The sequence below is a fragment of the Ruegeria sp. BHSB172 genome (assembly GCF_059613165.1).
Genome location: NZ_JBXWRZ010000006.1, coordinates 71,809 through 95,080, shown reverse-complemented (window position 1 = coordinate 95,080; position 23,272 = coordinate 71,809). Strand labels below are relative to the sequence as shown.

At 63.2% G+C, this 23,272-nt stretch carries 21 protein-coding genes; 8 read left to right on the top strand and 13 right to left on the bottom strand.

Annotated features, from left to right (window positions below; translation table 11 throughout):
* The first annotated feature begins 77 nt into the window (after window positions 1-77).
* The 5 genes from AC2FM3_RS05370 (at window position 78) to AC2FM3_RS05350 (ending at window position 7,126) form a co-directional block, all read left to right on the top strand.
* Window positions 78-2,972 carry a formate dehydrogenase subunit alpha gene (locus AC2FM3_RS05370; protein ID WP_496679681.1) on the top strand — a complete coding sequence of 965 codons (2,895 nt, stop codon included), beginning with the start codon at window positions 78-80 and terminating at the stop codon, window positions 2,970-2,972.
* An 11-nt stretch (window positions 2,973-2,983) separates the two neighbouring features.
* A complete protein-coding gene (fdh3B, locus tag AC2FM3_RS05365) occupies window positions 2,984-3,577 on the top strand; it encodes a formate dehydrogenase FDH3 subunit beta (protein ID WP_005983764.1) in 594 nt (197 codons plus the stop codon).
* 71 nt (window positions 3,578-3,648) lie between these two features.
* The gene (locus AC2FM3_RS05360) at window positions 3,649-4,857 is read left to right on the top strand and encodes a formate dehydrogenase subunit gamma (RefSeq protein ID WP_496679679.1); all 1,209 of its coding nucleotides are present in this window, start codon (window positions 3,649-3,651) and stop codon (window positions 4,855-4,857) included.
* A complete protein-coding gene (locus AC2FM3_RS05355; protein WP_496679678.1) occupies window positions 4,858-6,120 on the top strand; it encodes a c-type cytochrome in 1,263 nt (420 codons plus the stop codon).
* Window positions 6,121-6,253: 133 nt separating this feature from the next.
* Window positions 6,254-7,126: a substrate-binding domain-containing protein gene (locus AC2FM3_RS05350; protein ID WP_496679677.1), complete on the top strand. Its 873-nt coding sequence runs from the start codon at window positions 6,254-6,256 to the stop codon at window positions 7,124-7,126.
* A 7-nt stretch (window positions 7,127-7,133) separates the two neighbouring features.
* Here AC2FM3_RS05350 and AC2FM3_RS05345 read toward each other — a convergent pair whose 3' ends face one another.
* The 10 genes from AC2FM3_RS05345 to AC2FM3_RS05300 all read right to left on the bottom strand — a co-directional run bounded on the left by AC2FM3_RS05345 (window position 7,134) and on the right by AC2FM3_RS05300 (window position 16,429).
* Window positions 7,134-7,949: an ABC transporter substrate-binding protein gene (locus tag AC2FM3_RS05345; RefSeq protein ID WP_496679675.1), complete on the bottom strand. Its 816-nt coding sequence runs from the start codon at window positions 7,947-7,949 to the stop codon at window positions 7,134-7,136.
* Window positions 7,950-7,968: 19 nt separating this feature from the next.
* Window positions 7,969-8,703: an ATP-binding cassette domain-containing protein gene (locus tag AC2FM3_RS05340; protein WP_496679672.1), complete on the bottom strand. Its 735-nt coding sequence runs from the start codon at window positions 8,701-8,703 to the stop codon at window positions 7,969-7,971.
* Window positions 8,696-9,409 carry an ABC transporter permease gene (locus AC2FM3_RS05335; protein ID WP_496679670.1) on the bottom strand — a complete coding sequence of 238 codons (714 nt, stop codon included), beginning with the start codon at window positions 9,407-9,409 and terminating at the stop codon, window positions 8,696-8,698. Before AC2FM3_RS05335 ends, AC2FM3_RS05340 begins: the two co-directional genes overlap by 8 nt.
* 153 nt (window positions 9,410-9,562) lie before the next feature.
* Window positions 9,563-10,552, bottom strand: coding sequence for an ABC transporter substrate-binding protein (locus AC2FM3_RS05330; protein ID WP_496679669.1), 990 nt, complete (start codon window positions 10,550-10,552; stop codon window positions 9,563-9,565).
* Window positions 10,553-10,615: 63 nt separating this feature from the next.
* Window positions 10,616-11,461, bottom strand: a complete 846-nt coding sequence (locus AC2FM3_RS05325) for an ABC transporter permease (protein ID WP_496679668.1) — start codon at window positions 11,459-11,461, stop codon at window positions 10,616-10,618.
* Window positions 11,458-12,375, bottom strand: coding sequence for an ABC transporter permease (locus AC2FM3_RS05320; protein ID WP_496679666.1), 918 nt, complete (start codon window positions 12,373-12,375; stop codon window positions 11,458-11,460). Before AC2FM3_RS05320 ends, AC2FM3_RS05325 begins: the two co-directional genes overlap by 4 nt.
* Entirely contained in the window at window positions 12,372-12,803 is a 432-nt protein-coding gene (locus tag AC2FM3_RS05315; RefSeq protein WP_496679664.1) for a GNAT family N-acetyltransferase, read from the bottom strand. Before AC2FM3_RS05315 ends, AC2FM3_RS05320 begins: the two co-directional genes overlap by 4 nt.
* Window positions 12,803-13,600 (bottom strand): ABC transporter ATP-binding protein, encoded by a 798-nt coding sequence (locus AC2FM3_RS05310; RefSeq protein WP_496679663.1) that lies wholly within the window; start codon window positions 13,598-13,600, stop codon window positions 12,803-12,805. The genes AC2FM3_RS05315 and AC2FM3_RS05310 overlap by 1 nt, the downstream gene beginning before the upstream one ends.
* Before the next feature lie 51 nt (window positions 13,601-13,651).
* Complete coding sequence (hydA, locus tag AC2FM3_RS05305; protein WP_496679661.1) at window positions 13,652-15,106, bottom strand: dihydropyrimidinase; 1,455 nt, start codon at window positions 15,104-15,106, stop codon at window positions 13,652-13,654.
* Between the two features lie 72 nt (window positions 15,107-15,178).
* Window positions 15,179-16,429, bottom strand: coding sequence for a Zn-dependent hydrolase (locus tag AC2FM3_RS05300; protein ID WP_170538339.1), 1,251 nt, complete (start codon window positions 16,427-16,429; stop codon window positions 15,179-15,181).
* A gap of 171 nt (window positions 16,430-16,600) precedes the next feature.
* Between AC2FM3_RS05300 and AC2FM3_RS05295 the strand changes: the two genes are divergently transcribed.
* A complete protein-coding gene (locus AC2FM3_RS05295; protein ID WP_496679658.1) occupies window positions 16,601-17,209 on the top strand; it encodes a TetR family transcriptional regulator C-terminal domain-containing protein in 609 nt (202 codons plus the stop codon).
* A 43-nt stretch (window positions 17,210-17,252) separates the two neighbouring features.
* Here the strand turns inward: AC2FM3_RS05295 and preA are convergent, their stop codons facing one another.
* From preA to AC2FM3_RS05280, 3 genes are all read right to left on the bottom strand, one after another.
* Window positions 17,253-18,557 carry an NAD-dependent dihydropyrimidine dehydrogenase subunit PreA gene (gene preA, locus AC2FM3_RS05290; protein WP_496679655.1) on the bottom strand — a complete coding sequence of 435 codons (1,305 nt, stop codon included), beginning with the start codon at window positions 18,555-18,557 and terminating at the stop codon, window positions 17,253-17,255.
* Window positions 18,558-18,626: 69 nt separating this feature from the next.
* Complete coding sequence (locus AC2FM3_RS05285) at window positions 18,627-19,961, bottom strand: NAD(P)-dependent oxidoreductase (protein WP_496679654.1); 1,335 nt, start codon at window positions 19,959-19,961, stop codon at window positions 18,627-18,629.
* A 160-nt stretch (window positions 19,962-20,121) separates the two neighbouring features.
* Entirely contained in the window at window positions 20,122-20,754 is a 633-nt protein-coding gene (locus AC2FM3_RS05280) for a cupin domain-containing protein (protein WP_496679749.1), read from the bottom strand.
* Between the two features lie 151 nt (window positions 20,755-20,905).
* On the opposite strand from AC2FM3_RS05280, the gene AC2FM3_RS05275 reads away from it, so the two are divergent.
* Both AC2FM3_RS05275 and AC2FM3_RS05270 read left to right on the top strand, forming a co-directional pair.
* Window positions 20,906-21,901, top strand: coding sequence for a GT-B fold glycosyltransferase domain-containing protein (locus AC2FM3_RS05275; RefSeq protein ID WP_496679653.1), 996 nt, complete (start codon window positions 20,906-20,908; stop codon window positions 21,899-21,901).
* A 72-nt stretch (window positions 21,902-21,973) separates the two neighbouring features.
* The gene (locus tag AC2FM3_RS05270) at window positions 21,974-23,266 is read left to right on the top strand and encodes an O-acetylhomoserine aminocarboxypropyltransferase/cysteine synthase family protein (protein ID WP_496679651.1); all 1,293 of its coding nucleotides are present in this window, start codon (window positions 21,974-21,976) and stop codon (window positions 23,264-23,266) included.
* Window positions 23,267-23,272 lie beyond the last annotated feature (6 nt).

Below are 23,272 nucleotides of genomic sequence, written 5' to 3'. Positions count from 1 at the left end.
GGTTGCGATTGGCCCTGACGTCGATTTCGAAACACCAAGCCAGCCATGATCAGCATGGCCAGCAAGGGAGGAAGGAAATGCTTAGGAAAAAGACCAACGGGGTTGCGAGACGCCCCCAGCGGACAAGTATCCTGTCCCAAATCGGCGAAAAGAGCGTCGATCGCCGCGCGTTCCTGCGTGGCTCGGGCCTGACGATCGGCGGCCTGGCCGCGATCAGCGCCACGGGTGGAACCGTGTCGCCCGCCAGCGCCCAGACCGCAGCCAATACGGCTGTCGAGAACATCAAATCCGTCTGCACGCATTGCTCGGTCGGCTGTACCGTGGTTGCCGAGGTGCAGAACGGCGTGTGGATTGGGCAGGAACCCGGTTGGGACAGCCCGTTTAACCTTGGTGCTCACTGTGCCAAGGGGGCTTCGGTCCGGGAACACGCCCACGGCGAACGCCGCCTGAAATACCCGATGAAGAAAGAGGGTGGCGAGTGGAAGCGCATCAGCTGGGAACAGGCGATCGACGAGATCGGCGACGGCATGATGAGCATCCGCGAGGAAAGCGGGCCTGACAGCGTCTATTGGTTGGGTTCGGCCAAGCACAACAACGAACAGGCCTATCTGTTCCGCAAGTTCGCGGCCTACTGGGGCACCAACAACGTGGACCACCAGGCGCGGATTTGCCACTCGACCACCGTTGCGGGTGTTGCGAATACATGGGGCTACGGCGCCATGACCAACAGCTACAACGACATCCACAATTCCAAGGCGATCTTCATCATCGGCGGCAACCCGGCCGAGGCTCACCCCGTCTCGCTGCTGCACGTCCTGCGCGCGAAAGAGCAGAACAATGCCCCGCTGATTGTCTGTGACCCGCGCTTCACGCGCACCGCGGCCCATGCCGACGAATATGTCCGCTTCCGCCCCGGCACCGACGTGGCGCTGATCTGGGGCATCTTGTGGCACATCTTCGACAACGGCTGGGAAGACAAAGAGTTCATCCGCACCCGTGTCTGGGGCATGGACCAGATCCGCGAAGAGGTCGCCAACTGGACCCCCGAAGAGACCGAGCGCGTCACCGGCGTGCCGGGATCGCAGCTCAAGCGCGTGGCGCGGACGCTGGCCAACAACCGTCCTGGCACCGTGATCTGGTGCATGGGCGGAACCCAGCACACCAACGGCAACAACAACACGCGCGCCTATTGCGTGCTGCAGCTGGCGTTGGGCAACATGGGCACCTCTGGCGGCGGCACCAACATCTTCCGCGGCCATGACAACGTGCAGGGCGCAACCGACCTTGGCGTTCTGTCCCACACCCTGCCCGGCTATTACGGCCTGTCTGCAGGCGCATGGGGTCACTGGGCGCGTGTCTGGGGCGAGGATCTGGACTGGCTGAAAGGACAGTTCGACACGATCAAGGACAAGGACGGCAAGGACAAGCCGCTGATGAACGAGCGTGGCATCCCGGTGTCGCGCTGGATCGACGGTGTTCTGGAAGATCCCGAAAACATGGATCAGCCAAACAATGTCCGCGCCATGGTTCTGTGGGGCCACGCGCCCAACTCGCAGACCCGGATGGTCGAAATGAAGACGGCGATGGAAAAGCTGGACATGCTGGTCGTGATCGACCCGTATCCCACCGTTTCCGCCGTCCTGCATGACCGGACCGATGGCGTCTATCTGCTGCCGGCCTGCACGCAGTTCGAAACCCGTGGCTCGGTCACGGCGTCGAACCGGTCGTTGCAGTGGCGCGACAAGGTGGTCGATCCGCTGTTCGAAAGCCTGCCGGACGAGGTCATCATGGCCAAGTTCGCCAACAAGTTCGGCTGGGCCGACCGGCTCTTCCGCAATATCGAGATGGAGGACCCCGACACCCCGAATGTGGAAAGCATCACGCGCGAGTTCAACGCGGGGCTGTGGACGATCGGCTATACCGGTCAGTCGCCAGAGCGGATCAAAAGCCATATGGCCAACCAGCACACGTTCGACAGAACGACGCTGCAGGCCGTGGGCGGTCCGAATGACGGCGAATACTACGGCCTGCCTTGGCCCTGCTGGGGCACCGCCGAGATGGGGCATCCGGGGACGCCAAACCTCTATGACATGTCCAAACCTGTGGCCGAGGGCGGCCTGACCTTCCGCGCACGTTTCGGCGTCGAGCGTGACGGGCAGAACCTGCTGGCCGAAGGGGTCTACAGCGTCGGTTCCGAGATTCAGGACGGTTATCCTGAATTTACCATGCAGATGCTGATGGATCTGGGCTGGGATGGCGACCTGACGGCCGAGGAACGCGCGGCCATCGACGCCGTGGCCGGGCCCAAGACCAACTGGAAGACCGACCTGTCGGGCGGCATCCAGCGGGTGGCCATCAAGCATGGCTGTGCGCCGTTCGGCAACGCCAAGGCCCGTACAGTGGTGTGGACTTTCCCGGATCCGATCCCGCTGCACCGCGAGCCTCTGTACACGCCGCGGCGCGATCTGGTGGCCGACTATCCTACCTACGAGGACCGGCACGACTATCGCTTGCCGACCTTGTATGCTTCGATCCAGAAGAACGACTTTTCAAAGGATTACCCGATAATCCTGACGTCAGGTCGTCTGGTCGAATATGAAGGTGGCGGCGACGAGACACGGTCGAACCCGTGGCTAGCTGAACTGCAGCAGGACATGTTCGTCGAGATCAATCCGCGTGACGCCAACAACCTTGGCATTCGCGACGGATCGCAGGTCTGGGTCGAAGGTCCCGAGGGCGGCAAGGTCAAGGTGATGGCGATGCTGACCGAAAGGGTCGGTGCCGGCGTGGCCTTCATGCCCTTCCACTTTGGCGGCCATTTCCAGGGCGCGGACCTGAGGGAGAAATACCCGAAAGGCGCCGACCCGTACGTATTGGGTGAAAGCACGAACACCGCCCAGACCTATGGCTATGATTCAGTGACCCAGATGCAGGAGACCAAAGCGACTCTCTGCAAGATCTGGGCAGCGTAAGGAGGACGATAATGGCTAGAGCAAAGTTTCTCTGCGACGCTGAACGCTGCATCGAGTGCAACGCTTGCGTGACCGCGTGCAAGAACGAACACGAGGTCCCGTGGGGCATCAACCGCCGCCGGGTGGTGACGATCAATGACGGCAAACCGGGTGAGCGTTCGATCTCGGTCGCCTGTATGCATTGTTCGGATGCGCCTTGCATGGCGGTGTGCCCGGTCGACTGCTTCTATCAGAACGAAGAAGGCGTCGTCCTGCATTCCAAGGACCTGTGCATCGGCTGCGGCTATTGCTTCTATGCGTGCCCGTTCGGCGCGCCGCAATACCCGCAGGCGGGCAACTTCGGATCGCGCGGCAAGATGGACAAATGTACCTTCTGCGCCGGCGGCCCCGAGGAAACGCACTCGACCGCAGAGTTCGCCAAATACGGCCGCAACCGGATCGCCGAGGGCAAACTGCCCATCTGCGCCGAGATGTGTTCGACCAAGGCCCTGCTCGCCGGTGACGGTGACGTGGTCTCGGCCATCTACCGCGAACGCGTCGTGGCGCGCGGGTTCGGCTCGGGCGCTTGGGGTTGGGGCACGGCCTACGACCAGAAGGACGGCTGAGACCTCAGCCTGACAACACGGGTGACCCGCCCCGGTGGGTCACCCGATTATGGATTAATACCGAGGTTCCGATGCTGCGCATTTTTCTGGCTTTGACGTTGACACTTGGGATCGCGCACGGCGCGCTTGCACAAGACACGACCGGCACAGACGAACCAGCCGCTGCCCCGCGCGCGCAGACCGGTGGCGCCACGACACTCGAGGATATTCTGGCCCGGCAACGCGGCGAGAAGGTCGACAACAGCTATCGCGCGCAGAATACCGGGCAAGGCAATGCCGAAGGGCTGTTGGGTCAGTTGGGCACGCGCGGCGTCGCCTCGGACAGCGATGTGTATCGCGCCATCCGCTATGGCTCGGCCGATGTCACCGTGTCGACCAAGGGGCCTGCTGCCGGCGTGCTGATCCAGGACGGCGGCATGTGGTGGTGGACTTTCCGCACCGGTCCGCTGCGCGAGTACGGAACCTATATTCTGGGCGGGATGCTGGTCGTTCTGCTGTTGTTTTTCCTGATCCGCGGCCGCATCCGCATCGATGGTGAGAAAACGGGCCGCACGGTCACCCGGTTTTCAGGATTTGAAAGGTTCGGGCACTGGCTGTTTGCCGGCTCGTTCCTGATCCTTGGATTAACCGGCCTGCTGTCGCTGTACGGCCGCGATTTCCTGATCCCGCTGTTCGGCAAAGAAGGGTTCGCCACCATCGCGCAAGGCTGCAAGTGGCTGCACAACAATCTGGCCTGGGCCTTCATGCTGGGATTGATCATCATCACCGTGAACTGGATCGCCCACAACATCCCCAACCGGACCGACCTGAAATGGCTGGCGGCCGGCGGCGGATTGTTCACCAAAGGCAGCCACCCCCCGGCCAAGAAGTTCAACGCCGGTCAAAAGATCATTTTCTGGCTGTGCATCCTGATGGGCGTCTCGATCAGCCTGTCGGGCCTGTCGCTGCTGTTCCCGTTCGAACTGCCGATGTTCGCTAAGACGTTTTCAATCGCCAACGCGACCGGGTTGCCGCAGTTGCTGGGACTGGACCTGCCCACGCAAATGTCTCCGCAGGAAGAAATGCAATATGCCCAGGTCTGGCACGTCATGGTCGCCTATGCCTTCATCGCCATCATACTGGCGCATATCTACCTCGGCTCGGTCGGCATGGAAGGCGCGTTTGACGCCATGGGTACCGGCGAGGTCGAAGAGCAATGGGCGCGCGAGCACCATTCGCTGTGGCTGGAAGAGGTAAAGGCACAGGAGGCCAGCGACGGCGCGGCCTCGCCTGCCGAATAGATGCGCGGGCTGGCTCTGGCGCTGGCCCTGCTGCCGCTGCCGCTGGCGGCGGATTTCTACACGCTCAAGGGCCATGGCGGACCGATCATGGACATCGCCACGGCCCCGGACGGGCGCATTGCCACCGCCAGTTTCGACAATTCCGTGGGCCTGTGGTCCGGACAGCAGCCGGACTGGCTCGAGGGTCACGAGGCTGCCGTGAACGCAGTGGTTTTCAACGGCACCGCGATCTATTCGGCCGGCGACGACTTTACTCTGCGCCGTTGGCCCGGTGGACAGGTCGTAGGTCAGCACAAGGGCAAGGTCGTCGGACTCGCTGCCTCAAAGACCCTCGTGGCGACTGCCAGTTGGGACGGGACCATCGGTCTTTGGCCAACCGAGGGCGGTGCGGCCAAGTCGCTGGGTCCAACGGGCAGCGGAGTCAATGCGGTGGCCTTCGCGCCGGACGGGCGGACGCTGTACTCCGCTGGGGTCGACGGCAGCCTGCGGGTCTGGGACGTCACGACAGGAACCGAAACCGCACGGCTGGTCGAGCATGGTTTCGGCATCAACGAATTGGTCCTGAACGCGCAAGACGGTTGGATCGCCTATGGCGCGGTCGATGGCGTGACCCGCATTCTTGACCTTACCACCGGGGCCGAGCGCGATTTCACGCTGGACCGTCGCCCGATCCTTGCGCTCGCCCTCAGCCCGGATCGGTCGCTGCTGGCGGTGGGCGACGGCGAGGGCTACATCATGGTCATTGACACGCAAGATTGGCGGATCGCGCAGGATTTCCGCGCAACGCTGCGCGGCCCGGTCTGGGCACTGGCCTTTTCGCCCGATGGTGAAAACCTGCACGCAGGCGGGCTGGATCAGGCCATGTATAGCTGGCCGGTGGCCGCGCTGGGGTCGCAGGAACGAATGGTCGGCCAAGAGCCGAGTTTCCTGAAGGACCCCGACGACATGCAAAACGGAGAACGGCAGTTCGCCCGGAAATGCTCGATCTGCCACAGCCTGACGCCGGACGATCAGCGCCGGGCCGGGCCGAACCTGCATGGCGTGTTCGGGCGGCGGGCCGGGACACTGCCCGGGTACACCTACTCGGAAACGCTGCAAGGGTCTGATATCATTTGGACTGAACAGACGATAAACGCTCTTTTCGATCAGGGACCGGACCACTACATTCCGGGGTCGAAAATGCCGATGCAGAGGATTGCGCAGGCGCAGGACCGCGCCGACCTGATCGAATTCCTGCGCGGCGCCACGGCGCCCGCGGACTAACCAGGAGGACCAGATGAAAGCCTTTCTTGCCGCTGTTGCCACGATGGCCGTCGTGACGGTCGCCGCCCCATTCTTGCTGACCCAGATGGGCCTGTCCTCGGCCGAACGCGGCGCGGCCGTGCGGCTGGAGTGAATGCCCGACTTCCTGACCACGCGCGAGTTGGCCGACCTGCTGCGAATCGGCGAGCGCAAGGCCTATGATCTGGCCGCATCGGGCGAGGTGCCCTGCGTGCGGGCTATGGGCAAGCTGCTGTTTCCACGGGCCGAGGTGCTGGCTTGGCTGAATGCGTCGCGCTCGGGCCCGCAGACGGCTGAACCGCCCCTGCCCCCGATCGTGGCCGGCAGCCACGATCCGCTGCTGGACTGGGCGCTGCGCGAAAGCGGCTCGGGGCTGGCTACCTACTACGACGGATCGTTTGACGGGCTGCGGCGGCTGGCCGACCGCAAGGCGCAGGCCGCGGTTCTGCATATCCACGAGCCTGACGGGTTCAACACCGGCGCGCTGCGCGACACGCTGGGCGAAGCGCCCGTGGTTCTGGTCCAGATCGCCCATCGCCAGCGCGGCCTGCTGTTGTCGCCCGGAACGCAAGGCATCGGCGAGTTTGTCGACCTGAAGGGCCGCCGCGTTCTGCTGCGGCAGGACAGCGCCGCCAGCCAACATCTGTTCGACCGACACTTGGCCGAACACGACCTGAGCCGCGACGACCTGGACACCTTGCCCAATTGCGCCCGCACCGAAGAGGAACTGGCCATCGCCCTACACGACGGCAAGGCCGAGGCCGGGTTCGGGCTGGGGGCTCTGGCCAGTCTTTATGGGCTGGGCTTCGTGCCGACCCACTCCGAACGTCTGGATCTGGCGATCTGGCGTAGGGCGTATTTCGAACCGCCCTTGCAGAAGCTGCTGTCCTTTCTGCACTCGGACGGGTTTGCCGCCCGCGCGGCCGAGATGGGCGGCTATGACCTGACCGACTTGGGCGCGATCCGCCACAATGGCGCCAGCGGCTGAGGGCCGGTCACCTGGCGTTGGGAAAGAACAGCTGTTCGCCCCCCAACCGATAGGACGCAATGGCCGCCTGACCATGCGGTCCGGTGAGCCAGTCGATGAACCTCTGGCCCGCGGCGGCGCGAACGCCGGGGTGTTTTTCCGGGTTCACGAGGATCACGCCATATTGATTGAACAGGCCCGGATCGCCCTCGACCAGAACCGCAAGATCGCCCTTGTTGCCGAAGGTCAGCCATGTCGCCCGGTCGGTCAGCGCATAGGCCCCCATCCCCGCCGCCAGATTCAGCGTGGCGCCCATGCCCGAGCCGGTCTCGCGGTACCAAGTGCCCGAGTCAGCGGTCGGGTCGAGGCCGGAGGCTTGCCACAGGCGCATCTCGGCCTGATGGGTACCGCTGTCATCCGCGCGCGAGGCGAAGGTCGACCTGGCATTCGCGATGGCGACCAGGGCGGCGGCGGCATCGGTCATTCCCTTGATGCGCGCCGGGTCGGACTTGGGCCCGACGATGACGAAATCGTTGTACATCACGTCGCGGCGCTCGATGCCCCAGCCCTCGGCCACGAACGCCTCCTCGGCCGGTTTGGCATGAACCAGCAAAACGTCGCCGTCGCCGTTCTTGGCATTGCGGATCGCCTGCCCCGTTCCCACGGCCACTACGCGCACCTCGATTCCGGTTTCGGCCTCGAAGCCCGGAAGAATGAAGTCCAGCAGGCCCGAGTTCTGCGTCGAGGTCGTTGACTGCACAATGATGAACGCCTCCTCGGCCGTCGCCGGGTTGGCGACAAGTCCGAACAGGACCAGGGCGCTTGTGAGTACTGCGCGAAACATGGATTGCCTCCGATTTTTGTTATGTGACCAACCAGCCTGCCAAATACTGGCGCGAGGCTTGGCATTCCGGCGCCTCAAGCACCTGTCTGGCGGTGCCGTGTTCGACGACGCGCCCGCCTTGCATCATCACGATGTCCGCCGCCAGACGCCGGGCCTGCCCGACGTCATGCGTGACCATCACGATCCGCACCCCGCGCGCCGAAGCGCGCAGGATCATCGCCTCGATCGCCTGCGTGGCGGTGGGGTCCAGTGCGCTGGTGGGCTCGTCCAGAAACAGCGTCTCGGGGTCCAGCGCCAGCGCGCGCAGGATAGCCAGACGCTGCGCCTCGCCGCCCGACAGAGACCGCGCCGATTGCCGGGCCTTGCTGTCCAGCCCACCTTCGGCCAGCAGGTTAGCAATCCGCCCCTTGCGCGCAGCACGGCCCAGCCGCTTGCGTTTCAGAACGAAGTCTAGATTGGCCGCAACCGACCGGCGCAGCAGCACCGGCTGCTGGAACACCATGGCCTGCCGGGCCTTGTGATCGGCGTTCAGGTCCAGACCATCCTGCAGGACCCGGCCCCTGTCGGCACGGATCAGCCCATGCAGACAGCGCAAAAGCAGGCTTTTGCCGGCACCGTTCGGCCCCAGGATCAGCGTCGGCCCGGGCCCGTCCAGCGACAGCTGGGGAACATCCAGCAGGACCCGCCCCTTGCGTTCGATGGCAAGGCCCGAAATTTCCAGCCGGTTCGGCGTGTCTGGCATTAGGTCACGCATGGCGCAGCCCCTCCTGCTCGGCCCGCAGGGTCAGGGCGCTGACCATGGCATTCACGGCCACTGCAATCCCGATCAGGATCGCACCAAGCGCCAGCGCCAGGGCCAGGTTGCCCTTCGAGGTCTCGAGCGCGATCGTCGTTGTCATCACCCGTGTCACGTGATTGATGTTGCCGCCGACGATGATCACCGCGCCGACCTCGGCGATGGCCCGGCCGAACCCGGCTAGAAGGGCGGTAACCAGGGCCAGCCGCGCATCCCACAGCAGCACCGGTACCGAGGCCAGCCGCGACACCCCCAGCGACCGCAGCTGTTCCGAATATTCCTCGGCCAGCAATTCCACAACCTGCCGCGTCAGCGCCGCGATGATCGGCGTGACCAGCACGGTCTGGGCAATGATCATGGCGGTCGGCGTGTACAAAAGCTCGAGCACGCCCAGCGGGCCGGACCGAGAGAGCATCAGATAGACCAGAAGGCCGACGACGACGGGCGGGAACCCCATCAATGCGTTCATCAGGATGATCAGCGCCCGCCGCCCGGGAAACCGCGCCACGGCCAGAGCGGCCCCGACCGGCATCCCGATCCCGGCCGAAATCAGCACCGCACACACCGAGACCTGCAGAGACAAGACCACGATCGCCCACAGGTCGGGGTCTCCTGTCAGGACAAGCTGCGCCGCGTGGCTGAATTCTGATGCAAAATCTTGCACTTTCTCCAACTTAGTCTGAGTTTCGTAGGAAACTCGGGGAATTACAGGATAATACTAGCGCAATTTGCGCTTCGGCCCCACAGAAATCCGACATTCACAACGACAAACGCGGCCCAATCGAGGGCCGCGTTTTCATCCTGAGCATTCGGTGGATCAGTTCAAAGCCGCATCCGTTATCTGGTGGGTCCAGGCGCCTTCGGGCTTTTTGGTGATCACCGGGTCCGAGCCGCCGGCCAGCAAGGTGCTCACCGTGCGCTCGAAATCGGCCGGGTCCAGCGCACCGTTCGAGCCTGCGGTCAGCTTGGCGATCTCCCCCATCATGCGCTTCTGGTGCTCTTCGGTCTGGGCACCTGTCGCGTCGTTTTCCAGCACGATTTCGGCGGCCTCGTCTGGGTTCTCCTCGGCGTATTTCCAGCCTTTCATCGAAGCGCGCACGAAGCGTTCCATCTTGTCGACGAAGGCCGGATCGCTGAGGTTGTCTTCAAGCACGTACAAGCCATCTTCCAGCGTGGCCACGCCCTGGTCTTCATACTTGAAAGTTACCAGCTCGTCGGGGCTGACGCCCGCGTCGATGACCTGCCAGTATTCGTTGTAGGTCATGGTGCTGATGCAGTCGGCCTGACGCTGCAGCAGCGGATCGACGTTGAAGCCCTGCTTCAAAACCTCGACGCCGTTTTCGCTCTTGCCGCTGGTGTCGATACCTAGCTGGCTCATCCAGCTCATGAACGGGAATTCATTGCCGAAAAACCAGACGCCCAGCGTGCGGTTCTTGAGATCCTCGGGCGAGGAAATGCCCGCGTCCTTCCAGCAGGTCAGCATCATGCCAGAGCTTTTGAAGGGCTGCGCGATGTTGACCAGCGGCAGGCCCTTTTCGCGCGCAGCCAGCGCGGCGGGCATCCATTCCACGGTGACGTCAGCGCCACCGCCCGCGATCACTTGCGTGGGCGCGATGTCGGGACCGCCGGGCAGGATGGTGACGTCCAGCCCCTCTTCTTCGTAAAAGCCCTTGTCCTTGGCGACGTAGTAGCCCGCGAACTGGGCCTGGGTGACCCATTTCAATTGAAGCGTCACCTCGTCTGCGGCAAAGGCCGAACTTGCGGCGAATCCTAGGGCGGCTATGGCCCCGGTCAGTAGCTTGTTCATCTTCATCTTCTCCTAGTTGCTAGTGCTGCCCCGTTTTCGGGGTCTGTTGAATTGTTGTTCCGCTTAACTGCGTTGTGACGGGTGCCAGAAGGTCACCAATTTCTCGATCATGGCGACCAGACCGTAGAAGGCGGTCCCGGCCAGCGCCGCGACCACGATTTCCGCCCAGACCATGTCCAGCGACAATTGCCCGACACTGGTCGAGATCCGGAACCCCATGCCCAAAGTGGGCGAGCCGAAGAACTCTGCCACGATAGCGCCGATCAGGGCCAGCGTGGTGGAAATTTTCAACCCGTTGAAAATGAACGGCATGGCCGCGGGCAGGCGCAGCTTGAGAAAGCTTTGCCAATAGGTTGCGGCATAGGTCTCCATCAGGTCGCGCTGCATGGCGGTGGCCTCGCGCAGGCCGGCGACCGTGTTTACCAGCATCGGGAAAAAGACCATCACCACCACAACGGCCGCCTTCGAATGCCAGTCGAACCCGAACCACATCACGAGGATCGGCGCGGTGCCCACGATCGGCAGCGCGGCCACGAAATTGCCCACCGGCAGCAAGCCCAGGCGCAGGAAGTCCCACCGGTCCACGGCGATCGCCATCAGGAAGGCGGCGCCGCATCCGATGACATAGCCGCTGAGCGCGCCCTTGATGATGGTCTGCACGAAATCGGCCCACAAGATCGGCAGGCTGTCCCAGAACCGCTCCCAGATCACCGAAGGCGCGGGCAGGATGACCAGAGGCACCTCGAGCCCGCGCACCAGCAATTCCCACATCCCGATGACGGTCAGGCCGAAGATCAGCGGCGCAAGAATGCGCACCGCCCGCGTGTCGGCATAGGGTCCGCTGGCCAAGCGGGTGTTCAGCCACCAACCGGCCAGCCACAAAAGGATTGCAAAACCGACCATCATCATTGCGCCATCCCCATGCGTTTCAACACCGCCCGCTCGATCAGGCCCAACAGGCCCACCAGACAGGCCGCCAGAATGGCTGCGGCAAACAGCGCCGACCAGATCTGCACCGTCTGGCCGTAATAGCTGCCGGCCAGCAGACGCGCGCCCAGCCCCGCCACGGCGCCGGTCGGCAGTTCGCCGACGATGGCCCCCACCAGCGACGCGGCGATCCCGATCTTGAGCGAGGCGAACAGATAGGGCATCGAGGCCGGCAGGCGCAGTTTCCAGAACACCTGCCCCTTACTGGCGTTATAGGTGCGCAGCAGGTCCAACTGCATCGCGTCAGGGCTACGCAGGCCCTTGACCATGCCCACGACCACCGGGAAAAAGCTCAGATAGGCCGAGATCACCGCCTTGGGTATGATCCCCTGAATGCCGATCGAATACAGCACCACGATGATCATCGGCGCCAACGCGATGATGGGGATGGTCTGGCTGACGATGGCCCAGGGCATGACCGACAGGTCCATCACCCGGCTGTGCACGATCCCCACAGCCAGCAGGATGCCCAGCCCCGTGCCGATGGCAAAGCCCAGAATCGTCGCGCTGAGCGTCACCCAGCCGTGATAGACCAATGACCGTTTCGAGGTGATCTTCTTCTGAACCGTGGTCTCCCACAGCTCGATCGCGACCTGATGCGGCGCGGGCAGACGCGGCCGATCCTGCGCCCAGGTCGCCGGAATGGCAAAGCTGTTGCGCAGCGCCAGGCCGATTTCCCCCATGTCGCGGCGGTCTTTGGCCGAGGGCGGAACCACTTCGGCCCCGGCCCGTTCCTGTTCGGTCAGAACGCCTTTGATGTTCATCGGAATGCAGGCCGCGTACCAGATGACGACGATGGCCAGCAGAACGGTCAGAACGGCGACAAGCTGCTTCATGCGTGCCACTCCATCCGCACCACGGGGACGGTCTCGGGCGGCGTTGCGGCCTCGGTCCCGGTCTCGACAAAACCCTCGCGGCGATAGAACCGTTGCGCTGCAGCATTCGGTTGATGGGCCGTCAGCCACAGAAAGCTGCGTCCCTGTTTTGCCCGGTCCAGCAGGCGCTTGCCGATGCCCTGCCCGGTCCGCAGGCAATACATCGCCCCGACCTTCTGCGCCTCAGGATCGACCGACATGTAGCAATCGACGGGTTCACCGACGACCCACATTTCACGGTCCGGGAAGGCCTGCGCGATCAGCGCCTCCAATTCCGGTTGGGGCAGTTCATCTGTCATCCACTCGGTCTGGCGGACCCAAAAGGAGACCACCGCTGCGCAGGCCGGCACATCCGCCTCGGTCGCGCGTCTGATGTCATCCCCGCCCATCACACATCGTCCCCGTGCCCGGCGCGCAGCCCTTCGCGCACGCGGTGCGCGACCTCGATGAATTCGGGCGTGTCGCGGATGTCCAGCGGCCGCTCCTTGGGCAGAGGGCTGTCAATCACATCGGTGATCCGCCCGGGGCGCGGGCTCATGACCACGATCTTGGTGCTCAGATACACCGCCTCAGGGATCGAGTGGGTGACGAAGCCGATCGTCTTGCCGGTGCGCGCCCACAGCGCCAAAAGCTGTTCGTTCAGGTGATCGCGCACGATCTCGTCCAGCGCGCCGAAAGGCTCGTCCATCAACAGGATATCGGCGTCGAAGGCCAGCGCCCGGGCGATGCTGGCCCGTTGCTGCATCCCACCCGACAGCTGCCAGGGGAACTTGCCACCAAACCCTGAAAGATCAACAAGTTCCAGAACTCTCTTTACACGTTCTTCCTGCTCCTGCGCCGAGTATCCCATGATCTCGAGCGGCAGTTTGATGTTCTTGGCAATGGTCCGCCACGGGTACAGGCCCGCCGCCTGGAACACATAGCCATAGGCACGGTTCCGGCGGGCCTCGTCCGGGCTCATGCCGTTGACGGTCAGTGTGCCGCCCGTAGGCGTTTCCAGTGCAGCGACACAGCGCAGAAAGGTCGTCTTGCCGCAGCCCGAAGGGCCGATGAAACTGACGAATTCGCCCTTGTCGATGGCCAGGTTCACGTCCTTGAGGGCGTGCACGGGTCCGTCATTGGTTTGGAAGGTCAGGTCGAGGTTCTTTGCCTCGATCACGGGCCGGGTATTGCTTTCAGATGTCATCCTACTGCCTTGAAGTTTTGGCTTTTTTGCCCGGTCGGCAACCTTCGAGCATCACACCCCCGTCGCCGGGATGCCCGACCGCTCTATCGGGCGCGGGGCGGTCAGTTCTTTCCAGGTGCTCAGCGCCTTGTTCACGGTGGTGTTGGCCTCGCGCGCGACGAATTTGCCTTGGCCTTCCTGCGTTCGGATCTCGCCATCATGCACCGCCACCTGTCCACGGGTTAGGGTAAAGCGCGGCAAGCCCTTGACCTCGTGCCCCTCGAACACGTTGTAGTCGATCGCCGACTGCTGCGTCGCCGCGCTGATGGTCTTGGTCTTGTCCGGGTCCCACACCACCAGATCGGCATCTGCACCCACCAGTACGGCACCTTTTTTCGGATAGCAATTCAATATTTTGGCGATATTTGTTGAAGTCACGGCCACAAATTCGTTCGGCGTTAGCCGCCCGGTCGCCACGCCGTGGGTCCATAGCATCGGCATCCGATCCTCAAGGCCGCCCGTTCCGTTCGGGATCTTGGTGAAATCGCCCACGCCAAACCGCTTCTGCTCGGTTGTGAAGGCGCAGTGATCGGTGGCAACCACGCTCAGCGAGCCCGACTGCAACCCCGCCCACAGGCTGTCCTGGTGCTGTTTGTTGCGGAACGGCGGGCTCATCACCCGGCGCGCGGCGTGGTCCCAATCGGGATGCGCATATTCGCTGTCGTCCAGCGTCAGGTGCTGGATCAGCGGCTCGCCCCAGACGCGCTTGCCCTGCATCCGGGCACGGCGGATGGCCTCATGCGCCTCTTCGCACGAGGTGTGCACCACATAGAGCGGCACCCCGGCCATGTCGGCGATCATGATGGCGCGGTTGGTGGCCTCGCCCTCAACCTGCGGCGGGCGCGAATAGGCATGGGCCTCGGGGCCGGTATTGCCTTCGGCCAGCAGCTTGGCCTGCAACTCGGCCACCACGTCGCCGTTCTCGGCATGGACCATCGCGATCCCGCCCAGCTCGGCCAGCCGCTTGAACGAGGCGAACAGCTCGTCGTCATTGACCATCAGGGCGCCTTTGTAGGCCATGAAATGCTTGAACGTGTTAATGCCGCGCTGTTCGATGACGGTCTTCATGTCATCGAACACCTGCTCGCCCCACCATGTCACGGCCATGTGGAAGGAATAGTCGCAATTGGCGCGGGTCGATTTGTTGTCCCAACGTTTGAGCGCATCCAGCAGGCTTTCGCCCGGGTTCGGCAGTGCGAAATCCACCACCATGGTCGTGCCGCCGGCCAGCGCCGCGCGGGTGCCGCTTTCGAAATCATCGCTAGAATAGGTCCCCATGAACGGCATTTCCAGATGCGTGTGCGGGTCAATCCCGCCGGGCATGACGTAACAGCCGGTCGCGTCCAGTTGCTCGTCCCCCTTCAGATCCGGCCCGATCTCGGTGATCACGCCGCCTTCGATCTTGACGTCGGCCTTGTAAGTCAGATCCGCGGTGACGACGGTTCCGTTCTTGATGACTGTGGTCATGTTCAACTCCCTGCGAGCGCGTCTGTTGCGCCTCTCTTGATTTTCCTGCGGGTTGGGGGCGCGCGGCCCAGGCTACTCCACGATCTCGGCGGTTTCGACGACCGCGTGGAAAAGGACGTCGGCCCCGGCGGTTGCCCATTCCTTGCTGATTTCCTCTGCCTCGTTGTGGCTTAGGCCATCCACGCAGGGGCACATCACCATCGCGGTCGGCGCCACGCGGTTGATCCAGCAGGCATCGTGCCCCGCGCCCGAAATGATGTTGGTGTGCGAATAGCCCAGCCGCTCAGCCGCGTTGCGTACGGCGGCGACGCAGGTCTCGTCGAATTTCACCGGGTCAAACCCGCCGACCTTCTCGAACTCGACCTGCAGGCCCATCTCATCCACGATGTCCTCGGCGGCGACACGCAGACGGTTTTCCATATCCTTGATGACGTCCAACTCGGGAGAGCGGAAATCGACCGTGAACACCACCTTGCCCGGGATCACGTTACGCGAGTTCGGATAGACGTCGATATGCCCGGCAGCCCCCACGGCATGAGGCGCATGCGACCATGCGATCTCGTCCACCTTTTCGAGAATGCGCGCCATCGCCAGCCCGGCATTCTTGCGCATCGGCATCGGGGTTGATCCGGTATGCGCGTCCTTGCCGGTCACGGTCACCTGGGTCCAGCTGAGGCCCTGCCCATGGGTGACGACGCCGATATCCTTGCCTTCTGCCTCGAGGATCGGGCCCTGTTCGATATGCAGTTCAAAGAAGGCATGCATCTTACGGGCCCCGACCTCTTCGTCGCCGCGCCAGCCGATGCGCTGCAACTCGTCGCCGAACTTCTTGCCTTCGGCATCCTCGCGGTCATAGGCCCAATCCTGCGTGTGCATCCCCGCGAACACGCCCGACGCCAGCATGGCGGGGGCGAACCGGGTGCCCTCTTCGTTGGTCCAGTTGGTGGCCACGATCGGGTGTTTCGTCTTGATGCCCAGATCGTTCAGGGTTCGGATGATCTCGAGCGCACCCAGAACCCCCAGCACCCCGTCATACTTGCCGCCCGTCGGCTGCGTATCCAGGTGCGAGCCTACATAGACCGGCAGCGCATCGGGGTCCGTGCCGGGGCGCATGGCGAACATGTTGCCCATCTGGTCGAGGCCCATGGTACACCCGGCTTCTTCGCACCATTTCTGGAACAGCGCGCGGCCTTCGGCATCTTCGTCGGTTAGGGTCTGGCGGTTGTTGCCGCCGGCAACGCCCGGACCGATCTTGGCCATCTCCATCAGGCTGTCCCACAACCTGTCGCCATTAATCCTGAGATTCTGCGCCGGAGCTGCCATGTTCGTCTTCCCTGTTGCTTGCGATTTAGCTCGCTTTTGGTGTCTTGATTTGACCATCTGGTCAAACTCACGCTATCACGGGTTCAACATCAGTCAAGAAATTGCATCGCGCCGATGCAAAAATCGGCATATTCAACACCTGCTTGTTCGAAAAAGAGACGCCCTGAATACATGCCCAAAGACCGCGCCCCGACCCGAATTCAGAAAAAGAACCGCGCCGCGATTCTCGAGGCTGCGCTGAACGTGTTTTCGGCCCATGGCTTTCGCGGGGCGACCGTCGATCAGATCGCGGCCGAGGCCGGGCTGAGCAAGCCAAATCTTTTGTATTATTTCCCGTCAAAAGAGGCGATCCACACCGCGCTTCTGTCCGGCCTTCTGGAAACCTGGCTGGCGCCGCTGCACGACCTTGATGAAAACGGCGAGCCGATGGAGGAGATCCTCTCGTACATCAAGCGCAAGCTGCAGATGAGCCGCGAGTTGCCGCGCGAAAGCCGCCTGTTTGCGAACGAGCTGGTGCAGGGCGCGCCTCGCATCCATGACGCCCTGTCGAACGATCTGAAGGCGCTGGTCGATCAGAAGGCGGCCGTTCTGATGCATTGGATGGATCAGGGCAAAATCGCCCGCCTGCACCCGCATCACCTGATCTTTTCGATCTGGGCGTTGACCCAGCATTATGCGGATTTCGATGTTCAGGTACGGGCGATCCTGGGCGACGAAGACCCGTTCGAAGGGGCTGCGCCCTTCATCGACACCCTGTACCGAAAACTGCTGACCCCATGAAAAAAGGGCCGCAGCGCGGCCCCTTTTGGTGATCTGACGCCGATCACTCGGCGGCTTTGGCCATCGGGTTGTTCGGGTGGGTTGTCCAGTTGGCATAGTCCGGCTGAACCACCTTGCCGGTGCGCGGATCGACCTCGCCCGCCGCCATCGGCACCATCGAAATGCAGCCCTCGACCGGGCAGACATCCACGCACAGGTTGCAGGCAACGCATTCCTCGTCGATCACCTCGAACACTCGGTCGGGCGACATGGAGATAGCCTGATGGCTGGTGTCCTCGCAGGCCGCGTAGCAGCGGCCGCACTTGATGCACTGATCCTGATCGATCTTGGCCTTGGCAACGTAGTTCAGGTTCAGATATTGCCAGTCGGTCACATTCGGGACGGCCCGCCCGACGATCTCCGATACGTTGGAGTATCCCTTTTCGTCCATCCACTGCGACAGGCCCGCCGTCAGTTCATCGATGATCTTGAACCCATAGGTCATCGCCGCCGTGCATACCTGGACCGTGCCGCAGCCCAACGCCATGAACTCGGCCGCGTCGCGCCATGTGGTCACCCCGCCGATGCCCGAGATCGGCAGGCCATGCGTCGCCTCGGCGCGGGCGATCTCGGAGACCATCGACAGGGCGATGGGCTTGACCGCAGGGCCGCAATAGCCGCCATGACTGCCCTTGCCGTCGATCGAGGGCTCGGGGCTGAACGTGTCCAGATTGACACTGGTGATCGAGTTGATCGTGTTGATCAGCGACACCGCATCGGCCCCGCCATTCTTGGCCGCAGCCGCCGGCTTGCGAATGTCGGTGATGTTGGGCGTCAGCTTCACGATCACCGGGCGGTCATAGTATTTCTTGCACCAGCGGGTGACCATTTCGATGTATTCGGGCACTTGCCCCACGGCCGAGCCCATACCGCGCTCGCTCATCCCGTGCGGGCAGCCGAAGTTCAGTTCGATCCCGTCGGCGCCGGTTTCAGCGACGCGCGGCAGGATGGCTTTCCAGGCCTCCTCCTCGCACGGCACCATGATCGAGGCGATCAGTGCGCGATCCGGGTAATCCGCCTTGACGCGGGCCATCTCCTCGAGGTTCACCTCGAGCGGCCGGTCGGTGATCAGTTCGATGTTGTTGAGGCCCAGCAGACGCCGGTCGGCCCCGTAGATCGCCCCGTACCGGGGGCCGTTCACGTTGACCACCGGCGGGCCTTCCGCGCCCAGCGTTTTCCACACGACGCCACCCCATCCGGCCTCGAAGGCACGGCGGACGTTGTATTCCTTGTCGGTCGGCGGCGCCGAGGCCAGCCAATAGGGGTTGGGGCTTTCGATGCCCAGAAAGTTCGTTTTCAAATCAGCCATTTATCCGGCCTCCCTGATGCGAAGATGCATCTTCGTCTTGTCACACAAATTCACGCGCCGACGCCTCGCTCAGGCGCTCAGGCTGGCGTGAATGTCCATAGCGGCATCGCGGCCCTCGGCTACGGCGGTCACGGTCAGATCCTCGCCACCCGCAGCACAGTCTCCGCCGGCCCAGACCCCCGGAACCGAGGTGCGTCCAGCCGCATCGACAGCGATCTTGTTGCCGTCGAGCACCAGCCCCTCGGGCGCGCCGTTCAGCGTCTGGCCGATGGCCTTCAACACCTGATCGGCGGCCAGACGGATGGTATCGCCCGTGCCGGTCAGCTTGCCGTCCACGGTGGCAGTATACTCCAATTCGATCTCGGCCGCTGCCCCGTTGCCATGGATGGCGACGGGCTGGACATTGCATAGGATGCGCACCCCCTTCGAGGCCGCCAGATCCTGTTCGTATTTACTGGCGCTCATCGCCGCGCGCCCGCGCCGATAGGCGATGGTCACGTTCTCGGCGCCCAGCAGTTTGCACTTGACCGCGGCATCGACCGCCGTCATCCCGCCGCCGATCACCACTACGTTCCGACCCACCGGAACCTGAGCCAAATCAGCGGCCTGGCGGACCTCGGCGATGAAATCGACCGCGTCGCGCACGCCCGGCAGGTCTTCGCCCTGGGCCCGCAGCGCGTTCACACCGGCCAGACCGATCGACAGGAACACCGCGTCATAGTCATTGCGCAGGCTGTCCAGAGAGACCGTCTGGCCCAGCGCCTCGCCGGTTCGGATGCTGATGCCGCCGATCTTCAGCAGCCAGTCCACCTCGGCCTGAGCAAAGTCATTGGTCGCCTTGTAGGCGGCGATCCCGTATTCGTTCAGCCCGCCCGGCTTGGGCTTTGCCTCAAAGATCACGACGTCGTGGCCCAGCATCGCCAGCCGATGCGCACAGGCCAGCCCCGCCGGCCCTGCCCCGATCACGGCAACGGTCTTGCCGGTGGGGGCCGCACGTGTGAACGGATGCACACCGGCCTGCATCAGCGTATCGGTCGCATACCGCTGCAAGCGCCCGATCTCGACCGGCTTGCCCTCGGCCGTTTCGCGCACGCAGGCTTCCTCGCACAGCGTTTCGGTCGGGCACACACGGGCGCACATGCCGCCCAGGATGTTCTGATCGAAGATCGTCTTTGCCGCTGATTCCGGTTGCCCGGCCTGAATCTGCCGAATGAACAGCGGAATATCGATATCGGTTGGACAGGCCGTCACGCACGGCGCGTCATAGCAGAAATAACACCGATCGGCGGCCACGGCAGCCTCGTGCGGCGCCAGAGACGGATGCAGATCGGTGAAATTCGAGGTCAGCTCATCGCTGGAAAGCCGCCCGGCAACGATGCCGGGTGCCATCTGGCCCTGTGCCATCACTCTACTCCCTGTAGATATGTTTGTTATTGAGACCAGCTTGCCACAAACAAAATTTTTATCAATTGGTAAAATTTGCCAAATGGTCAAAAAACGCAAAACCAGGCCAAATGACCCGGTTTTTTGGTGGCATTTGCCCGTTTTTCAGGCGAAACCGGCCTCAGACCATGACGGACAGGTGCCCCGACTTCATCCAGACGCGGGCGCCATCCGGTCCTGGCCGCAATTCGGTACGCGTTCCGGGCGGCAGACGCAGCCAGTCCCATCGCGCGAATTCCTCGCCTTGTTCGGTGAAGCCGCCGTCGATCACGAAGACCTCAGCCCCGCCGGGCGCGTCAATCGGCACGACCTGATCGGGCGGCCAACTGCGCACTTCAACCGTTTCGTGGTCGTCCTTGAACAGCGGCACTTGGTCCGCACCGTTGATCGAGCGGCGCACGGTGGTGCGGTCGTTTGGGTCGAATTGATGCAGTTTGACCAGGATCGTCGCGCCTTGGCTAGCCGATGGCGTATGCGACGAGGTCGGCGGGTTGCGGACATAGCTGCCCACCGGGAAATCTCCGGTCTCGTCCTGAAAAACGCCGTCCAGAACCAGGTATTCCTCGCCCCCGTCATGGGTGTGGGCGGCAAAAGCGCTGCCGGGCGCAAAGCGCACGATGGTGGTGGCGCGCGCCACCTCGTCGCCGATCCGGTCCAGCATCTTGCGCTCGACCCCGGCGGCGGGCGAGGCCACCCACTCGGTCTGGTCGAAGTGAACCGCCACCCGCTGGGTGAAATCCGCATTGATCCGCATGTCGCGCTCCTGTCTGATCTCCTCCATCAACATGGGCGTGCCGGGCCCGATTTCAAACACGCGGCGTCAACGGTTTTGACGCAGGTTCAGCGATGCTGTAGGTCGAAACCAACGGCAAGGGGCGGGCAAGCGCCCTGAACGGAAGGCGCAGATGCAGGTAGACCGGCAGAAATTCAACATCCTGATCATCGGGCAGAACAACCGCCTGCAATACGAAGCCGTCCTGTTCGCCGCCTCACTGCGCCACTCCGCGCCCGGATATTCGGGCCGCCTGTTCGTAGGCGTTCCGCAACCCGGCCCGCGCTGGAGCCAGGACCCAAGCATCCGCAACGAGGATGTTCTGAAGGCGCTGAAACAGCTCGATGCCGAGATCCTGCCCTTTTCGTCCGAGGTGTTCGGCGAAAGCTATCCCTACGGCAACAAGATCGAGGCGCTGGCCGCCCTGCCCGAGGGTGAGCCGTTCGTGTTCTTCGACACCGACACGCTGATTACAGGCGACCTGGCCGCCGTGCCGTTCGATTTCAACCGGCCCGGTGCGTCGCAGAAGGTCGAGGGCACCTGGCCCAAGCCGACCCTGTACGGGCCGGGGTTCGATGGCATCTGGCGGGCGCTCTATGACCGGTTCGGGCTGGATTTCCAAAGCTCGATCGACCCTACCCAACCGGCGGAATACTGGCGGCGGTATCTGTATTTCAATGCGGGCTATTTCTTCTACAAATGCCCCCGGCAATTCGGCACGCGGTTTCTGGACTATGCGCGCACCATCCGGGATGACGAGATCCCCGCCCTGACCGGCCAGAACCTGGACCCGTGGCTGGACCAAGCGGCGCTGCCGCTGGTCATCCACGCGCTTGGCGGCGGGCGCGAAGTTCTGCCCGCGGGCCTGCTGGATGGCTCGGTCAGCTGCCACTATCGCCTGTTCCCGCTGCTTTACGCACGCGAAAGCGACCGGGTGGTCGAGGTGCTGGAAACTGTTGCCGCGCCCAATAAGGTCAAGAAGGTGCTCAAGAACTACGATCCGCTGAAACGGCTGGTGTATCAGGGCAAGGGCGCCAAGATCCGCGCCATGTTCGACCGGGACAACCTGCCCCAGCGCGAGCAGGCCATCCGCAAGGTCATCAAGAACAAGGGGCTGTGGCTGCGCTGACGCAGACATTGTGCCGGGCCCGGCAATCGCCTAGAGATTCTGCAACGCATATACCCAACAGGAGAGTGACGTATGTCCGACGGCCCCACCTATGGTTTTGATACGCTGCAAATTCACGCGGGCGCCCGCCCCGATCCGGCGACTGGCGCGCGCCAGACCCCGATCTATCAGACCACGGCCTATGTGTTCCGCGATGCCGATCACGCGGCCGCTTTGTTCAACCTGCAAGAGGTCGGCTATATCTACTCGCGCCTGACCAACCCCACGGTGGCAGTTCTGCAAGAGCGGGTGGCGACGCTGGAAGGTGGCGTTGGCGCAGTGTGCTGTTCTTCGGGTCACGCGGCGCAGATCATGGCTCTGTTCCCGCTGATGGGGCCGGGTTGCAACGTGGTCGCCTCGACCCGGCTGTATGGTGGAACGGTCACGCAGTTCAGCCAGACCATCAAGCGCTTTGGCTGGTCGGCCAAGTTCGTTGATACCGATGATCTGGATGCTGTGAAGGCCGCCATCGATGACAACACCCGCGCGGTGTTCTGCGAATCCATCGCAAACCCGGGCGGCTATGTCACCGACATCCGTGCGCTGGCCGACGTGGCCGACGCCGCCGGCATTCCGCTGATCGTCGACAACACCTCGGCCACGCCCTATCTGTGCCGCCCGATCGAGCATGGCGCCACGCTGGTCGTGCATTCGACCACCAAGTACCTGACCGGCAATGGCACGGTCACCGGCGGCTGCATCGTGGATTCGGGCAAGTTCGACTGGTCCGCCAGCGACAAGTTTCCCTCGCTCAGCGCGCCGGAGCCCGCCTATCACGGCCTCAAATTCCACGAAACTTTCGGCCCACTGGCCTTCACCTTCCACGGTATAGCCGTGGGCCTGCGCGACCTAGGCATGACGATGAACCCGCAGGCTGCGCATTACACGCTGATGGGGATCGAGACGCTGAGCCTGCGCATGCAGCGCCATGTCGAAAACGCCGAAAAGATCGCCGCGTGGCTCGAGAAAGACGACCGCGTGGACTATGTGACCTATGCGGGCTTGCCCTCGTCGCCCTATCACGACCGGGTCAAGAAATATTACCCCAAGGGCGCAGGGGCCCTGTTCACCTTTGCGGTCAAGGGTGGCTATGACGCCTGCGTCAAGCTGGTGAACGCGCTCGAGATCTTCAGCCACGTCGCCAACCTGGGCGATGCGCGGTCGCTGATCATCCATTCGGCCTCGACCACGCACCGGCAGCTGACCCCCGAACAGCAAGAGGCCGCCGGTGCCGGGCCGAACGTGGTGCGGGTGTCGATCGGGATCGAGGATGCCGATGACCTGATCGCCGATCTCGATCAGGCGCTATCCAAGGCTTGCGCCTAGTCCGAA

Excerpts from the sequence above, each read along its gene's own strand:
- AC2FM3_RS05370 (WP_496679681.1), top strand. The coding sequence starts at position 78 with ATGCTTAGGAAAAAGACCAACGGGGTTGCGAGACGCCCCCAGCGGACA.
- fdh3B (WP_005983764.1), top strand. The coding sequence starts at position 2,984 with ATGGCTAGAGCAAAGTTTCTCTGCGACGCTGAACGCTGCATCGAGTGC.
- AC2FM3_RS05360 (WP_496679679.1), top strand. The coding sequence starts at position 3,649 with ATGCTGCGCATTTTTCTGGCTTTGACGTTGACACTTGGGATCGCGCAC.
- AC2FM3_RS05355 (WP_496679678.1), top strand. The coding sequence starts at position 4,858 with ATGCGCGGGCTGGCTCTGGCGCTGGCCCTGCTGCCGCTGCCGCTGGCG.
- AC2FM3_RS05350 (WP_496679677.1), top strand. The coding sequence starts at position 6,254 with ATGCCCGACTTCCTGACCACGCGCGAGTTGGCCGACCTGCTGCGAATC.
- AC2FM3_RS05345 (WP_496679675.1), bottom strand. The coding sequence starts at position 7,949 with ATGTTTCGCGCAGTACTCACAAGCGCCCTGGTCCTGTTCGGACTTGTC.
- AC2FM3_RS05340 (WP_496679672.1), bottom strand. The coding sequence starts at position 8,703 with ATGCGTGACCTAATGCCAGACACGCCGAACCGGCTGGAAATTTCGGGC.
- AC2FM3_RS05330 (WP_496679669.1), bottom strand. The coding sequence starts at position 10,552 with ATGAACAAGCTACTGACCGGGGCCATAGCCGCCCTAGGATTCGCCGCA.
- AC2FM3_RS05325 (WP_496679668.1), bottom strand. The coding sequence starts at position 11,461 with ATGATGATGGTCGGTTTTGCAATCCTTTTGTGGCTGGCCGGTTGGTGG.
- AC2FM3_RS05320 (WP_496679666.1), bottom strand. The coding sequence starts at position 12,375 with ATGAAGCAGCTTGTCGCCGTTCTGACCGTTCTGCTGGCCATCGTCGTC.
- AC2FM3_RS05315 (WP_496679664.1), bottom strand. The coding sequence starts at position 12,803 with ATGGGCGGGGATGACATCAGACGCGCGACCGAGGCGGATGTGCCGGCC.
- AC2FM3_RS05310 (WP_496679663.1), bottom strand. The coding sequence starts at position 13,600 with ATGACATCTGAAAGCAATACCCGGCCCGTGATCGAGGCAAAGAACCTC.
- hydA (WP_496679661.1), bottom strand. The coding sequence starts at position 15,106 with ATGACCACAGTCATCAAGAACGGAACCGTCGTCACCGCGGATCTGACT.
- AC2FM3_RS05300 (WP_170538339.1), bottom strand. The coding sequence starts at position 16,429 with ATGGCAGCTCCGGCGCAGAATCTCAGGATTAATGGCGACAGGTTGTGG.
- AC2FM3_RS05295 (WP_496679658.1), top strand. The coding sequence starts at position 16,601 with ATGCCCAAAGACCGCGCCCCGACCCGAATTCAGAAAAAGAACCGCGCC.
- preA (WP_496679655.1), bottom strand. The coding sequence starts at position 18,557 with ATGGCTGATTTGAAAACGAACTTTCTGGGCATCGAAAGCCCCAACCCC.
- AC2FM3_RS05285 (WP_496679654.1), bottom strand. The coding sequence starts at position 19,961 with ATGGCACAGGGCCAGATGGCACCCGGCATCGTTGCCGGGCGGCTTTCC.
- AC2FM3_RS05280 (WP_496679749.1), bottom strand. The coding sequence starts at position 20,754 with ATGCGGATCAATGCGGATTTCACCCAGCGGGTGGCGGTTCACTTCGAC.
- AC2FM3_RS05275 (WP_496679653.1), top strand. The coding sequence starts at position 20,906 with ATGCAGGTAGACCGGCAGAAATTCAACATCCTGATCATCGGGCAGAAC.
- AC2FM3_RS05270 (WP_496679651.1), top strand. The coding sequence starts at position 21,974 with ATGTCCGACGGCCCCACCTATGGTTTTGATACGCTGCAAATTCACGCG.